The sequence below is a fragment of the Bacillus sp. EU52 genome, from assembly GCF_037964975.1.
GTDB classification, from domain to species: domain Bacteria; phylum Bacillota; class Bacilli; order Bacillales; family Bacillaceae; genus Bacillus; species Bacillus subtilis.
In genome coordinates this window covers 484,960-499,157 of record NZ_CP150177.1, presented here as the reverse complement: position 1 = coordinate 499,157, position 14,198 = coordinate 484,960, and the positions used below count along the sequence as shown (strand labels likewise).

19 protein-coding genes are annotated in these 14,198 nt (G+C 45.2%); 6 read left to right on the top strand and 13 right to left on the bottom strand.

Annotated elements, in window-relative coordinates:
• Positions 1–128 precede the first annotated feature (128 nt).
• Both NSU05_RS02555 and fbpB read left to right on the top strand, forming a co-directional pair.
• A complete protein-coding gene (locus NSU05_RS02555) occupies positions 129–293 on the top strand; it encodes a Fur-regulated basic protein FbpA (protein WP_003225157.1) in 165 nt (54 codons plus the stop codon).
• A complete protein-coding gene (gene fbpB, locus NSU05_RS02550) occupies positions 247–426 on the top strand; it encodes a Fur-regulated basic protein FbpB (RefSeq protein WP_010886410.1) in 180 nt (59 codons plus the stop codon). Before NSU05_RS02555 ends, fbpB begins: the two co-directional genes overlap by 47 nt.
• Before the next feature lie 23 nt (positions 427–449).
• Here the strand turns inward: fbpB and NSU05_RS02545 are convergent, their stop codons facing one another.
• The 9 genes from NSU05_RS02545 to dctS all read right to left on the bottom strand — a co-directional run bounded on the left by NSU05_RS02545 (position 450) and on the right by dctS (position 8,981).
• Positions 450–1,595, bottom strand: coding sequence for an acyl-CoA dehydrogenase family protein (locus NSU05_RS02545; protein WP_003234334.1), 1,146 nt, complete (start codon positions 1,593–1,595; stop codon positions 450–452).
• Between the two features lie 129 nt (positions 1,596–1,724).
• A complete protein-coding gene (locus NSU05_RS02540; RefSeq protein ID WP_003225151.1) occupies positions 1,725–2,060 on the bottom strand; it encodes a hypothetical protein in 336 nt (111 codons plus the stop codon).
• 94 nt (positions 2,061–2,154) lie between these two features.
• A complete protein-coding gene (locus NSU05_RS02535) occupies positions 2,155–2,922 on the bottom strand; it encodes an ABC transporter permease (protein WP_015715273.1) in 768 nt (255 codons plus the stop codon).
• Positions 2,915–3,841, bottom strand: a complete 927-nt coding sequence (locus NSU05_RS02530; protein ID WP_038428381.1) for an ABC transporter ATP-binding protein — start codon at positions 3,839–3,841, stop codon at positions 2,915–2,917. Before NSU05_RS02530 ends, NSU05_RS02535 begins: the two co-directional genes overlap by 8 nt.
• Positions 3,834–3,998 (bottom strand): hypothetical protein, encoded by a 165-nt coding sequence (locus NSU05_RS02525; protein ID WP_014475863.1) that lies wholly within the window; start codon positions 3,996–3,998, stop codon positions 3,834–3,836. The genes NSU05_RS02530 and NSU05_RS02525 overlap by 8 nt, the downstream gene beginning before the upstream one ends.
• Before the next feature lie 119 nt (positions 3,999–4,117).
• Positions 4,118–5,170 (bottom strand): AI-2E family transporter, encoded by a 1,053-nt coding sequence (locus NSU05_RS02520; protein ID WP_003246523.1) that lies wholly within the window; start codon positions 5,168–5,170, stop codon positions 4,118–4,120.
• Between the two features lie 147 nt (positions 5,171–5,317).
• Entirely contained in the window at positions 5,318–6,583 is a 1,266-nt protein-coding gene (gene dctP, locus NSU05_RS02515) for a C4-dicarboxylate transporter DctP (protein ID WP_014475862.1), read from the bottom strand.
• A gap of 120 nt (positions 6,584–6,703) precedes the next feature.
• A complete protein-coding gene (dctR, locus tag NSU05_RS02510; protein ID WP_003234347.1) occupies positions 6,704–7,384 on the bottom strand; it encodes a two-component system response regulator DctR in 681 nt (226 codons plus the stop codon).
• Entirely contained in the window at positions 7,374–8,981 is a 1,608-nt protein-coding gene (dctS, locus tag NSU05_RS02505) for a two-component system sensor histidine kinase DctS (protein ID WP_076458442.1), read from the bottom strand. The genes dctR and dctS overlap by 11 nt, the downstream gene beginning before the upstream one ends.
• 69 nt (positions 8,982–9,050) lie before the next feature.
• On the opposite strand from dctS, the gene dctB reads away from it, so the two are divergent.
• Both dctB and NSU05_RS02495 read left to right on the top strand, forming a co-directional pair.
• Positions 9,051–10,103, top strand: a complete 1,053-nt coding sequence (gene dctB / locus NSU05_RS02500) for a C4-dicarboxylate TRAP transporter substrate-binding protein DctB (protein ID WP_032722921.1) — start codon at positions 9,051–9,053, stop codon at positions 10,101–10,103.
• Positions 10,104–10,187: 84 nt separating this feature from the next.
• A complete protein-coding gene (locus tag NSU05_RS02495) occupies positions 10,188–11,009 on the top strand; it encodes a manganese catalase family protein (protein WP_015715268.1) in 822 nt (273 codons plus the stop codon).
• A 36-nt stretch (positions 11,010–11,045) separates the two neighbouring features.
• Here the strand turns inward: NSU05_RS02495 and NSU05_RS02490 are convergent, their stop codons facing one another.
• The 4 genes from NSU05_RS02490 to NSU05_RS02475 form a co-directional block, all read right to left on the bottom strand.
• Positions 11,046–11,405 carry a YdbC family protein gene (locus NSU05_RS02490; protein WP_032722920.1) on the bottom strand — a complete coding sequence of 120 codons (360 nt, stop codon included), beginning with the start codon at positions 11,403–11,405 and terminating at the stop codon, positions 11,046–11,048.
• Entirely contained in the window at positions 11,399–11,740 is a 342-nt protein-coding gene (locus NSU05_RS02485; protein WP_003246564.1) for a cupin domain-containing protein, read from the bottom strand. The genes NSU05_RS02490 and NSU05_RS02485 overlap by 7 nt, the downstream gene beginning before the upstream one ends.
• A 131-nt stretch (positions 11,741–11,871) precedes the next feature.
• Positions 11,872–12,243: a glucose starvation-inducible protein GsiB gene (gsiB, locus tag NSU05_RS02480; RefSeq protein ID WP_003246542.1), complete on the bottom strand. Its 372-nt coding sequence runs from the start codon at positions 12,241–12,243 to the stop codon at positions 11,872–11,874.
• Between the two features lie 128 nt (positions 12,244–12,371).
• The gene (locus NSU05_RS02475; RefSeq protein ID WP_003234359.1) at positions 12,372–13,190 is read right to left on the bottom strand and encodes an EcsC family protein; all 819 of its coding nucleotides are present in this window, start codon (positions 13,188–13,190) and stop codon (positions 12,372–12,374) included.
• Positions 13,191–13,307: 117 nt separating this feature from the next.
• Here NSU05_RS02475 and NSU05_RS02470 point away from each other — a divergent pair, with 117 nt between their 5' ends.
• Both NSU05_RS02470 and NSU05_RS02465 read left to right on the top strand, forming a co-directional pair.
• Positions 13,308–13,760: a DUF2188 domain-containing protein gene (locus tag NSU05_RS02470; RefSeq protein WP_003246574.1), complete on the top strand. Its 453-nt coding sequence runs from the start codon at positions 13,308–13,310 to the stop codon at positions 13,758–13,760.
• A 77-nt stretch (positions 13,761–13,837) separates the two neighbouring features.
• Positions 13,838–14,095: a GlsB/YeaQ/YmgE family stress response membrane protein gene (locus NSU05_RS02465; protein WP_003246519.1), complete on the top strand. Its 258-nt coding sequence runs from the start codon at positions 13,838–13,840 to the stop codon at positions 14,093–14,095.
• Positions 14,096–14,198: the final 103 nt, after the last annotated feature.

Here is a 14,198-nt window from a genome sequence, read left to right as displayed (position 1 = left end):
TTGTTGAATGTTTGTAAATTGGCGAAAGAATAGGACTGTTTTCACCTTTACAGGCGATTGCGGACATTGTATACTGAAGTTAATTGATAATGATTATCAATATCGTTTGATTGGAGGTTGGTGACACAATGACACCTCAGTCTGCAGAAATCAGAAAAAAACAGCTCATTCATCTGTTAATACAGAATGGTATATACAAAAAGTCAAAGCGTCATCTGTATGAATTGTCGCTGACGGAGTTAGAAAGTGAATACAAACATGTCAGGAGGGCGCCGGAGCATGCCGAAGCGTAAAGTGAAAACTTACCAACAGCTGATCCAGGAAAACAAAGAGGCGATTATGGGCAATCCAAAGCTGATGAACGTTATTTATGACAGAATTGACCGCAAGCATCAAAAAAATCTGCAAGAGCAAAACAATACATAAAAAGAGCCGGCTAGGCTCTTTTTTTATGACTCAAACGCTTCAGCTGCCAGCTTGTGTATCACGGCGTCATCCATCGGCGGGTTGTGAAGACCGGCGCGCACATCACGGTAATAGCGCTGAAGCGGGTTGGTTCGTTCCAGGCTTTTGGCCCCGACAATTCTCATCGCTTTATCAACAACAGACAGCGCAGCGTTTGTGACGATATGTTTCGCCGCACCGAGCTCGCTGGTCAAGTGTGGACGCCGCACCGGATCGTCATACAATTGAGCGATATGGAAAAGAAAGTGTCTGGCATTGAGCAGTTCAAGCTCCATTTCGCCTGTTCTTTGCTGTACGGCCGGGACATTCTTGATCGGTCCATTCAAGCTGTTTGGAGAATACTCAGATGCAAATTGCACTGCATAGTCACGAGCAGCTTGAGCCACACCAAGATAAATCGCAGGAATGTGAAGCAGCCAGCCATTCGGCTTAGCTCCACGAGGCCCTTGAAGCAGTTCCACCAGCTTATTCTCATCAAGCATGACTTCGTTCAGTACAAGGTCATGGCTCCCAGTCGCCCGCATCGCCATCATATCCCACGTTTCTTCAATCGACAAGCCGGGATCATCTTTATGAATGAGAAACACGCCTGTTGTTTGTTTGTCCTCAATCCATGCGGTTACTAAAAAATAATCCAGAGCTTGTGACATCGTCGTAAAGGTTTTTCTCCCGTTCACTGCCCATTTGCCATCCTTTTTGACGGCGTGTGTACCGGGACGCCCTCCTCTTGTCGGGCTTCCGGTTTTCGCTTCAGTCGCCGCCCTGTTAATGACAGCTCCGTTTTGGACTTCCTTGGCAACAAATGCAAATACGTCTTCATCCCAGCTGTTGCCTTCTCCAAGCTCCCCGATCACGCTCAAATGCCAGCCGATGCTAAGAGCCGTCGGAGCATCTCCCCGTGCAAGCCGTTCTTGAAACAGGAGCATATCGTAAACAGAAATGCCCCCTCCGCCATGAGATGCCGGCAATGTTAATGCTGTATACCCAGCATCACGCAGTTTTTGTATTTTCTCTGCAGGAAAACGTCCCTGTTCGTCATCTTCAGCAGCTGTTTGCTGAAATTCATCCGCAATCCGTCCGATTTTCTCCATCCATTGCCGCTGTTGATCGTTTTGTATAAATAATGACATCCGGCAGCCCCCCAAGTTTTAATTCCGATAAATTTAATATGTATTATAGATTTCCTGCCATTTTTCCGCAACTGTTAATCTTTTTGTCCAGTATAAAAAAACACGCCGTTCCCCAAGGGAACAGCGCGATTACACAGGATTTGCATCCCGGTCTTGTTTCATGCCGAGATAAATCAGCATATATGTCAGGTAACCCATCGTCATCACCAGGCCGCCAAAGAAAAAGCTTGAGAAAATCGGCTCTTCAAAAGCGGTCACTGCGGCCAACACAATCCAGCTGGCATACAGATAGATGATAAAATAGCGGATGCCCGTCTTCATTTTATATATCATGTACAGTCCCACGAGAGAAAACAACCCAAGCGCGAGCCTGAAATAAACAAGATGTTCAAACTGAAACATGAATGACACAAATGAGAATCCAAGCAGCAATACGATCGGTAAAGCGGTAATAAAGTTCCTCAATCGAGACACCTCCGTCAGTACCTTTAGTATAAACCAAAATATCAAATGATATTGATTTACGTGAGCTTTTTCACAAAAATGTCATTCCTTGCCTTTAGACCCGAACATCCCGTTTACAGAAGCACCACCAGCCAACAACGATGAAGAATATGGCATGTATGATGAGAATTCCAATTGAAAACAATGGCGTCATGCCTGAAAACAACGCTGTCTCTCCGCTTCTGTATTGCGTAAAGTCAGTGTTCGCAAAAAGCAAAAAGCTGCCCCACTTGTTTTCAAACAACTTCATGAGCTGAACAAGTGTACTCGCTCCGTATAAAACGACAAAAGAAACAACAACTGCTACCGCGCTGTTGCGGAACAGCGAAGAACAAAGCAGCCCGAATAATCCCATCATTACAGCTTCAAGCCAGTTTGACCCGATCAGCGCCAAGGTGTTGACCAGCAATGTCTTTGATTCCGCAGTCACCGATGTGCCAAAAAACACGAGACCGAATAATAATGCCAGAATGTAGTATGCCAGATACAAATAGAAGCTTACCATCACGACTGTGATTAATTTTGACCAAAAGACCTTTTGGCGTTTAACCGGACGAATGAGCAAAAATTTGATCGTCTTTTTATCAAATTCCATCGAAACAATTGTTGCTGCAATTACGATCGTTAAAGCCTGCAGCAAAATGTTCAGGCTCGGTGTATACGATAAATAGCCGATGAAGTTTTCATCTGTTCCGGCACTGATGACAATCCGTTTAATGATCAATGCCATGAAGAATTGAAAGACAGCCATCAGGATAAGAGAAACCAAAGTGACCTTCCGATTAAAAAGTTTCATATGTTCATTCCAAATTAATTTAGACAAGCTCTTCTCCCTCCTCTTGATGAGCTGTTGTCGCTTTTATAAATTCGTCTTCCAGTGACTGCGTGTAAGGCGTAATGGAAAATACATTCAGATCTTGTCCGACAAGTGATCGGTTCAGCTCCGGTATGTTTTCTTTTGCCACCTCAACTACAATCGTCCCGTCTTGGCTCTCAGCTTGATATTGATTGCCTGTAAGCCAATTGAGCGCTTTTTCTTGCGGCTGCACTTCTATAATTGCTTTTTCTGTGGTTTGATCAGTTCCTTGTAAGCTGACTTCCGCTTTGATCTCACCTTTTTGAATGATGATGACACGGTCGCACAAGTCTTCAACCTCGCGCAATAAATGAGTGGCGAACAGGACAGCTGTTCCTTCCATTTCTGCGAGTTCCTTAACATGATTGCGAAAATCCTTCATCCCCGCAGGATCGAGTCCGTTTGTCGGTTCATCTAGAATGAGAAGCTTCGGCCGGTGAAGAATTGCCTGGGCGATTCCCAGACGCTGGCGCATCCCAAGGGAATAGGTTTTCACCTTATCATGAATCGCTGACGTCAGCCCGACACGTTCTACCACTTCATCAAGCCGTCCATCCGCTATTTTTTTGTGCATATTCGCAAAGTGCTTGAGGTTTTCCCAGCCTGTCAGGTACGGATAGAACTCAGGGTTCTCAACAATTGCTCCAACCGCTTCCATCGCTTTTTCAAACTCTGTATCATGCTGGAATCCGCTGATTGTCACGCTTCCGCTGTTTTGTTTCAGCAGCCCGACGATGATACGGATGAGTGTTGTTTTCCCGGAACCATTTGGACCGAGCAGGCCGATGATTTCGCCCTCCATAACGTCCATGCTGATCTGTTTTAAAATCTGTTTAGACCCAATCTTTTTATCGAGGCCTTCAATATGTAAAATCGGCTCAGCCATAAAGCCTTCCTCCTTTTTCGACAAAAAATAAACAGTGCCCAACATTAGGCACTGTTTGTATTATAGCATTTGTTGCTTCCAAATGTTTGGTTAAACCGATGATGAGCGTTTGCTCCGACTGTTTGTTCTTTTCAGTTTCTGTAATGATGACAGGCATTGTCACCTGTTGTGTTCACCACTGTGCGAAGCAATGCCAAACTCCGATTCCGAGTCTTAATTCCATGCCCTGAACAGGCAGGCCGGCAGATCGAGGCACACTCATTATTCGATTTTAAACTACTTTTTATCGCTATTCTCTCGGGGACCTTTAGACCTATCTTCCTTGTTGGTGACATCCAGAATATCAAGGAGAAACACAAAGATCGGAATCCCGATAATTAAACCCCAAATGCCGAAGAAGTGTTCAGAGAAAATGAGTACTGTGAAGGTGAAAAAGATTGGCAACTCTGTTTTCGCCGACATCAGCTTCGGATTTAAGAAATAGGTTTCGATCGCATGAATGGCGAATATGACAAGAACAATGTAGAGCACATACATTCCACCGCCAGTGCTGTAGGCGATAATGCTGAGCGGAATCAGGGAAATGACGACGCCTGCTACAGGGATCAATCCAAGGAAGAACACCATAATCGACAGCCCAAACAGCTGCGGAAAATGCATAATCCAAAGCGCGATAAACGTCAGAATACAGTTGACGAGCGCAATGATAAATTGAGCCTCGAGCACCTTGCCGAACGTTCTTGCAAATTTGCTTCCGAAAAAAGCAATTTCCTCATAAAAGACCCTCAGTTTGCTCGTTTTAAATTTCGCCATGAATTCAGAAAGCCGTTTTTTCTCAAATAAGAAAAACATGCTAAGAATGAGCGCCATCACAACCTGCAAGCCGAATGTGCTGATATCGGCCAGATACGTATACACTACATTGAAGCCCTCTTTGACATATGAACTGATGTTAATATCTCCGAAGACACTGGTGATCTCATCAAAGAAAGGGATGCTGTCAGGATGATACGCAATATGTTTAATCTGCTTTACCAGCTGCTGGATCTGCGCCGCGACGACCGGATAAAACACAAAGCCCCCGACTGTAAGCAGCACAGCCAGCAACATGTAAAGAAACGTAATGACAACCCGCTGGCTCACGCGGAAGAACTGGCTTACAAACTGCCGCACGACAAGCTCCAAACGATCCATTAGAAATGTGAAAATGAAGGTAAGCAATATTAAGTTGATCATGCTCTTAAATAGATATAACACACCAGTTAACACGACAAAGATGGAGAAACGCCTTACTCCCGGGTGCTGAAAAAATTTAACTAAAGCGGCCATTTATACACTCCTGTTAGGACAAACGTCCTTCATTCAATATAGTATCCATTTGTAAATTATATAACAAAAAAATGCTGAGGTCTCTGTCCTTACCTTAATAATTCTTAAACAATTAAAAAAACGGCCCATGAATGGGCCGTTCTTTTTTCAGACTGCTGTTTTCATTTTTTTCATGCCTTCAACAGCCTCTACGCTTTTTGCTTCATCAAATTCATTTTCGCTTTTGGCAACAATGATCGTGGCGATTCCGTTTCCGATCAGGTTCACAATGGCTCTTCCTTCACTCATGAAACGGTCAACCCCTAGCAGGAGTGCAAGACCCTCCAGCGGAATGACCTGCAGCGCTGACAGCGTTGAGGCAAGGACGATAAATCCGCTTCCCGTCACACCTGCCGCTCCCTTCGATGTCAGCATCAGAACGAGGATAATCGTAATTTGCTGGCCGATGCTGAGGTCTACTCCAAACACCTGTGCCAAAAAGACAGTCGCCATTGATAAATAAATGGATGTGCCGTCGAGGTTAAACGAATAGCCCGTCGGAATAACAAGCCCGACAACGGATTTGGAACAGCCGTAGCGCTCCATTTTATCCATCATACGAGGAAGCACCGATTCGGAAGAGCTTGTGCCAAGCACGATCAGAAGCTCATCCTTAATGAAGCGAAGGTAATTCCACAGGCTGAATCCGTAAAGCTTGCAGATGATATTTAAAGCAACAAATACGAACAGGAACATCGTAATATAAACAGACATCATTAAGCTTGCCAGCGGTTTGATGGAATCGAGCCCGAAGTGTCCGATTGTATACGCCATCGCCCCGAATGCCCCGATTGGCGCGGCACGCATAATGTAGCCGATAATTTTGAAAAAAACGTGAGAAACCTTGTCGAAGAAATCAATGACGCTTTTTCCTTTTTCGCCTAATGCCGCAAGACCCACTCCGAAAAGAATAGAAAAGAATAAGACCTGCAAAATGTCCCCTTTTGCGAAGGCATCAACCATGTTGGATGGAACAATGTGTGTAACAAATTCAATCCAGTCGATTCCCTGACCGCCATTTTGCGTGTATTGTGATACATCACCCTTTTCAAGCTTGCTGTAATCAAGACCCGCACCCGGCTTCATAATATTGACGACAAATAAACCGATAATGAGTGCGAGGGTGGTGACAACCTCGAAATAGATAAACGCTTTTCCCCCTACTTTTCCAACCTTCTTCATATCGCCCATTTTTGCAATCCCGAGAACGATTGTGAAGAAAATAATTGGTGCAATCACCATTTTAACAGCGTTGATAAATGTATCGCCAAGCGGTTTCATTTCTTTGCCGACATCCGGCCAGACCAGCCCGACAATGACCCCGATGATGACCGCGGTTATGACCTGAACTGTTAAATTTTTAAACAGTTTCATATCCTTCATCCCCCTGTCCTATTCGCCTTTTGTGTCTTTCTTACTATAATGATAGCGTTTTCATAATGTCTGGGGAAGTTTATGATCATAACGGACATTTTGGTCTTTTTGGTCTCAGGTTTATCCTTTTAACACGTAGCGGTTGACCGGCCGGCCGACTCCGCCGTATTGAACGTCCAATTTGATGATCCCGGTTTTTTCTAAGTAATCAAGATATCGTCTGGCTGTCACTCTGGCGATGCCAAGCGCCTTGGCGACCTCTTCAGCAGAAAGGGATGCGGTTTGCTGTTTCAAAAAAGCAGTGACTTCATTCATCGTGAAATGATTCAACCCTTTCGGCAGATCCTGTACAGCCTGCTGCGGAATATTCAGGATCGCATCGAGCTGTTCCTGGGACAGCGTATCATTCGCTTCGATTTTTTGTTTATATTGCTTGTACTTTTCGAGTGCCTGTCTCATTCGCTCAAGCTTAAACGGCTTTAAGATATAGTCAACCGCCCCGTTTTGCAGCATGAGTGAGATCGTTTCCTTGTCTTTTGCAGCGGAGACGACAATGACATCCACTTCAAGCTTTTGCTTTCTGATCTCCTGCAAGGTCTTGATGCCGTCTTTTTTCGGCATGTACACATCGAGAATGACGAGATCCGGCTGTTCTTCTTTGATCAGCTTCATGCCTTCCTCTCCGTTTCCTGCCGTTGCACAGACAGTAACGCCTTTAACAGTTGTAATGAAATCCTTATTGACCTCTTGAACCATCGGATCGTCTTCAATGAGCAGAACCTTCCATTCTTTACGAGCCATGCTGTGCTTCCTCCCCCTTCATTGGAAAAACGATAGAAAAAGATGTCCCCTGCCCCGCATGTGAATCAACTTCTATCGTGCCCGATCCTTTGTCTATGATTTGTTTCACTAGATACAGGCCATAGCCTGTGCCGCCAGTTTTATTGACCGTAAAACCTTTGTCGTAAAGGCGAGGCATATGTGCCGGATCAATTCCGCAGCCGTTATCTTCTATTAAAATAGCAAGGATATCATCTGTTTGTTCGATACTAATGTCAATTCGTTTGTCTTCAGATTGAACGGTTTCAAATGAGCCGAAGGCATTTTCAATCAGATTCCCCAAAAGCACGACAATATCATGCTGATCAACATGCTCGGGAAATTGCTGAAGACTGCTGTTTTCATCTATATGAACAGCAATGCCGAGCTCTCTTCCCCTTCTGATTTTACTTAATAGAAGGCCTGCCGCAGCGTCATTTTGAATCGAGCGGTGCAGAAATTCAGTCACATTTTCCTGCTCAGTTGACGCCTGGAATGCAAGCTGCAAGGCTTTTTCAGATTTCCCCAGCTGGATGAGGCCGGCGATCGTGTGCAGCTTATTCATATGCTCATGGTTTTGGACACGGAGCGCCTCCACAAAGTTTCTGACACCAGTCAATTCCTCTGCCATCTTGGCCGCTTCCGTTCTGTCCTGAAAAATCGCGACGGCGCCGATCACTTTTTTCTTCATGACGATCGGAATTCTGCTGCTCATGATGACTTTTCCGCTAACACGAATTTCTTCATTATAAACCGCTTTGTTCCGCTCCACGATTTCGGGCAGGCGCGAATCCTTGAGAACCTCCCAAATCACCTTGCCGATCAGATCCCCCTGCACTTCAAAGATCTGTTTCGCTTTTTCATTGAAAATCGTAATGACGAGCCGATTGTCAATAGCGATCACCCCTTCATTCATCGAGTGAAACGTCGCTGTCCGTTCTTCATACATTCGGACAATCTCATGGGGTTCAAGCTGAAACATTTGTTTTTTGATATGGCGGGCCAGCAAAAAGGAACCAGCAAGGCCAAAGCCGAGTGTCAGCACAACGATGAATGCAATATCACGCTTTAAATGAAGCAGGATGTCAGCGATCCCCGGCAGCGTTTTTCCGACAAGCACCACGCCTATTTGGTTCAGGTCTTGATCCTTAACCGGATAAAAAGCGCGAACCGCCGTGCCGAGCTCGCCCTTTGCTTCAGAGAAATAAATGTGCTCCGCAAACGCTGCCTCCTCGTCTGCACCTTCTGATTTCTTGCCGATGCTTGTGCTGACAGGATGCGTATATCGGATGTGATTCATATCCATGACGACAATATAGTCTGCTTCATTAATCATCCTGATTTCTTCAACCGCATGGCGAACAGCTTCTGTTTGTTTTTTTCGCGCCAAGGCTTCTTTCACTTCTGTCATCTCTGACACCGTCCGGGCCGTATTCATCAGCCGCTTTTTCAGCTCCCGCTCCTCTGTATGCTGAATGTTGCCGATGAGCACAATGCCGCCGATCAAAAAGGAGAAAATGACGAGTATATAGGATAAGATTGTGATTTTCCAACGGATTGAGAGCTTCTTTTTGTTCATCAGCTTCTCCTTTCAGGTCTTTACGAATGTCATTGCCCCCATTATCCTTAACATAGGGGAGGGCTTTTCATGAAGAGTTTGCTTGCATGTCTCGCACTGATGATCGCTGGAATTGCAACCGCTTTATTTATTGGATTCCATGATCATACAGGCAATAAAAAGATTGTTTATGATGACGACCAGGAAGGCCTGAAGGATCAAATCGTGTTTAAATTCAGCCACGTGGTTGCTGAAAATACGCCAAAAGGGCTGGCCGCCAATAAATTCGCTGATCTGGTGAACGAAAAATCAGGCGGGAAAATAAAAATAGAAGTATTTCCGAATGGAAGCCTGTACTCGGACATCGAAGAAATTGAAGCATTGCAAAACGGTGATGTTCAATTTATCGCCCCCTCCACATCGAAGCTCGGCATGCTCTCGCCTGAATGGGGAGTGCTGGATCTGCCGTATGCATTTACAGATTACAACGCCGCCAAAAAAGGGCTGAACGGAAGCATCGGCACACAGCTGTTTGATTCTCTAAAGAAAAACCAATTAAGAGGACTGGCCTATTGGACGAACGGCTTTAAGCAAATCACAACAAATCAAGGGCCGGTCAAAACACCGGATGATTTAAAAGGGCAGGATCTGCGCATTATGCAAAGCGATGTGATTGAGGATCAGTTCAAGCTGCTTGGCGCAACACCTCATCAGGAATCCTTCAATTCTACCTTTCAGCTGTTAGAAAACAATGTAGTCGATGGCGAAGAAAATACAATTTCAAACATCTATTCTAAAAAATTTTATAATGTTCAGGACTATTTGACAATAAGCAGCCACGGTTACCTCGGCTACGCTGTCATGACTGATGAACACTTCTGGAAGGCGCAAACACCAGAAACAAGACGCATTTTGACTGAAGCGATGAAGGAGACGACGGAGTGGAATGAAACGTATGCCGAACAAATGAACAAGGAGCAGCTGGAAGAAATCAAAAAGAATTCTGCTATACATATTTATGAGCTGTCAGATAAAGAGAAACAAGAATGGATGAAGCGTCTTGACCCTGTTTACCGGCAGTATGAGCCCATCTTTGGCCGGGAGCTGATCCGGGAACTGTTGGAGCTGCGAAAAGATTCATAGTTCCCATCTCGATACGCTGTTTTTCGTTTATCTTTCTATCGATCGGAAATATAAAAAGAGATAATCGAAAAAGGAGATGGGTACATGTTTAAGCACACAAAAATGCTGCAGCATCCTGCTAAACCAGATCGTCCAGATCCATTATTCGCTAAAAAAATGCAAGAAATTTTAGGCGGGCAATTCGGAGAAATTTCAGTTGCCATGCAGTACTTATTTCAAGGCTGGAACACAAGAGGAAATGAAAAATACAAGGACTTGCTGATGGATACGGCAACTGAGGAGCTCGGGCATGTTGAAATGATCGCAACGATGATTGCCAGACTTCTTGAGGATGCCCCTCTTGATCAGCAGGAAAAAGCTGCTGAAGATCCGGTCATCGGCTCCATCCTGGGCGGCATGAACCCTCACCATGCGATTGTATCAGGACTTGGCGCCATGCCGGAAAGCAGTACAGGCGTACCTTGGAGCGGCGGTTATATCGTAGCAAGCGGAAACCTGCTGGCAGACTTCCGCGCCAACCTGAATGCGGAATCTCAGGGCCGTCTGCAGGTCGCACGCCTGTTTGAAATGACGGATGACAAAGGCGTCAAAGATATGCTCAGCTTCCTGCTGGCGCGTGACACAATGCACCAGAACCAATGGCTTGCCGCCATTAAAGAATTAGAAGCACAGGAAGGTCCGGTTGTGCCGGGTACATTCCCGAAAGCGCTCGAAAAACAAGAGTTCTCACATCAGCTTATCAATTTCTCTGAAGGCGAAGAAAGCGCCGAGCAAAACTGGCTGAATGAAAAAGCGCCGGACGGAGAAGCCTTTGAATATGTGAAAGAAGCAAAAACGTTTGGAGAAAAACCGGAGTTAAAACCAGCACCGCCTTTTGTTCATAATACACTTCCGGGACGCGAGTAAAGAGACAAGCCCAAAACATGATGTTTTGGGCTTTGATTATGCCTTCAGAACCGTCCAGTCTGGTTCGTACCGGATATCAGGGTTATGTAACAGATCGTGAACGAACGGTTTATCCTCTTCGTACACCGTCACCTCTATCGAAAGAATTACAGCCTTCTGATCGTTTTCCTCGTATATGCTGTCATGTTCGTTCTCCATAAAATGATCATAGGCTTCTCTGTTTTCCCATACACTGATGATTTCTGCGGTGAGCGGCTCGTCTATCGTTTTTCGCCAGCCGCCGGCCTGTTTGATAAAGCCGCTTATATGCGATAATGCTTCCCACTGTGACTGCGCTTTTGCAAATGCTTCAGCGTTTGCAGCGTCTACTTCACATATCACCTTTTTGATTAGCATGGCTGCTCCTCTATGATGACGGTTTCGGCTTGTTTATGCTCCACACAGAGATTAACCGTTCTGACATAAGAGCGTGTGCGGTGAACCGTGCCTTTCGGGATCAGCAGGCTGTCATTTGCTTTGAGCACCGCGGTTTCTTTGTCCTTAAAATCGATCAGCAGCTCCCCTTCAAGAACAATAAACAATTCGTCTGAGTCAGGGTGATGGTGCCAGTCATATTCTCCCGTAAACACCGCAAGGCGCACGCAGTGGTCGTTGACCTCTGAGATTGAAAAATTGGCGTGCTTTTCTTTGACTTCATTTGCGATGGCGAGCAAGTTTTGCATCTTGGACATTAGCGAAAACCCCTTTTTCACTTATTGTATCGCAATAGCGGCATAAATTGAGAAGATTCCAAAAAAAAGCGATCCAGCTGATGTGCCGGATCGCTTTTTTATTTACAGGTTGTCTGCCTTTATGCTTTTGATTAGTCGTTGTTGCGGGCGTTTCCGCCTTTTGAGCCAATTTCTTGGTAGAATTCTTTATCATGATTTTTGCTTGTTGCCTCTCCGCCTTTTCGGCCGATTTCTTGATAGAATTCTTTGTCATGATTTTCGCTAGTGGCTTCTCCGCCTTTTTCACCGATTTCTTGATAGAACTCTTTGTCATGGTTCTTGCTAGTGGCTTCTCCGCCTTTTTCGCCGATTTCCTGATAGAATTCTTTGTCATGGTTTTTGCTAGTGGCTTCTCCGCCTTTTTGACCAATCTCTTGATAGAATTCTTTGTCATGGTTCTTGCTTGTTGTTTCTCCGCCTTTTCTACCTGCTTCTTCTCTGCTCATTTTGTTATTGTCTGCCATTTTGAATTCCTCCTTTAATTGGTGTTGGTTGTTGTATTCCCGCTCACAATTCTTTTAAACAAACAAAACACATTGGGTATGTTTCCACTAAAAAAAGCAGGCGGATCGCGGTGTCCGTCTGCTTTCTGCTATTCCATCTCTCGTTCTGTTTCTTTCAGTCGTTCAAGAATGCGCCTCTTTTTGTACAGCATCATGCCTGTCTCGGTAATGTCGTTTAATGTTGAGCGATTGGCAGCGGCGCCAAAAACCATTCCGGCAACCGGCACCATCTGGAAAAGTTTTTTCCAGCCAAACGTGTCTCGATAGCCCAAAACGACTTCTCGCCAGCCTTGGATTTGAGAAGCGACATTCTTATATGTACGGTCTTGATCGTAGTGTTTTAATTCCTGCAAAATCGATCTTTTGCCGACAACATCAGCCGACGTCAGCTGCAGACATTTCACAATGAAGACGCGTTCTTTTTTCTCCTTTGGGTCATAGCCGTATGCGACTGCGATATCCTGTAATGTTTTTAGTGATAAGCCAAGCACTGCCGGAATGTCTGCCGCCAGCGTAAACACGCCGCCCACACCGGTTGTCGCGCCTTGAACGGTTGCTGCGTTGGTTCTGTTTTTGCCCATTCCTTCCGCAATTTCATCCATGACAGGAAGAGGCGCTTTCCGGATGTCCTCCAGCGATTCAAAGATCTCCTCCGGCAGTTTCTTTTGAAATATCCTGATAATCTGTTTTTCAGATGTCAGGTACTGTCCGCCTGTTTGAACAAAGCTGCCGACCTCATCCAAGAGCTTGCCGATCTTTTTCTGGATGAATTCCGGTGTCAGCTTGTCCAGGAGTTGAAACGGGAGACGGCTGAGCTTTTCCCAAAACCAGACTTTTTGCTGATCTTTTTCCCATTTCTCTATCTCTTTTAATTGCTGATGTAAGTCTTCTTTTCGTTCTGTTGGCACCCAATCCGCACTTCCCTTCCGTTTTTTCTACTATATAGTATACCTTCATTTTTTCGGATGCGTTTTTATTTTTCACCTGCGGGTACCATTTTTATAAAAGGAAAAGGAGTGATGGACATGCCTTGGTCGATGAAGGATTATCCTGCTTCATTAAAAAATCTTGAGAAGCCGGTGAGAAAAAAGGCGATAGACATTGCGAATGCGATGATTGATGAAGGCTATGAGGAAGGGCGCGCGATTCCAATTGCGACAAGCAAAGCGAAGGAATGGGCGGAAAACGCCTCTACAGATGAAATTGATGATTTCCTGACGCATGATGATGAGACAGAACGCGATGCTGATCCAAGCAGCGGCAGCGGCCCCGAGCTCATGAATAAAGCAGAGCATGTTATTAAGCATAAAAAAGGCTGGGCAGTCAAAGCCGAGGGCGCCAAACGTGTGTCTGAAATCAAGGATACAAAGAAAGAAGCGATTGAACGGGCAAAGGAAATCGCGGCGCATAAAGGCACTGAGGTCATTGTTCATTTAGCTGACGGCAGTGTGCAGAGAAAGATTAAAACAGGATCATAAAGGAATATGCTTTCAAGTGTTTCGAAATGATCAGGAGCGGTTATTGATTGGTAAATCATTTATGAGAGGTGATCATGATGCTTAGCTTTTTGGTTTCATTAGTTGTTGCTATTGTTATCGGATTAATTGGGAGCGCCATTGTAGGAAACCGGCTGCCGGGAGGAATTTTCGGCTCTATGATTGCCGGGCTGATCGGCGCTTGGATCGGGCACGGACTTCTTGGCACATGGGGACCGAGCCTCGCCGGCTTTGCTATTTTCCCTGCCATCATCGGGGCAGCCATCTTCGTATTCTTGCTGGGCCTTATATTCCGCGGGCTGCGGAAGGAAGCCTAGACTCATTAGATACAGAAGGCATCGTTTCGAACTGAAACGATGTCTTTTTATATGGGACCTTATCCCGAATCCCTACATATCATGTTACATAACAGGGAAAAAT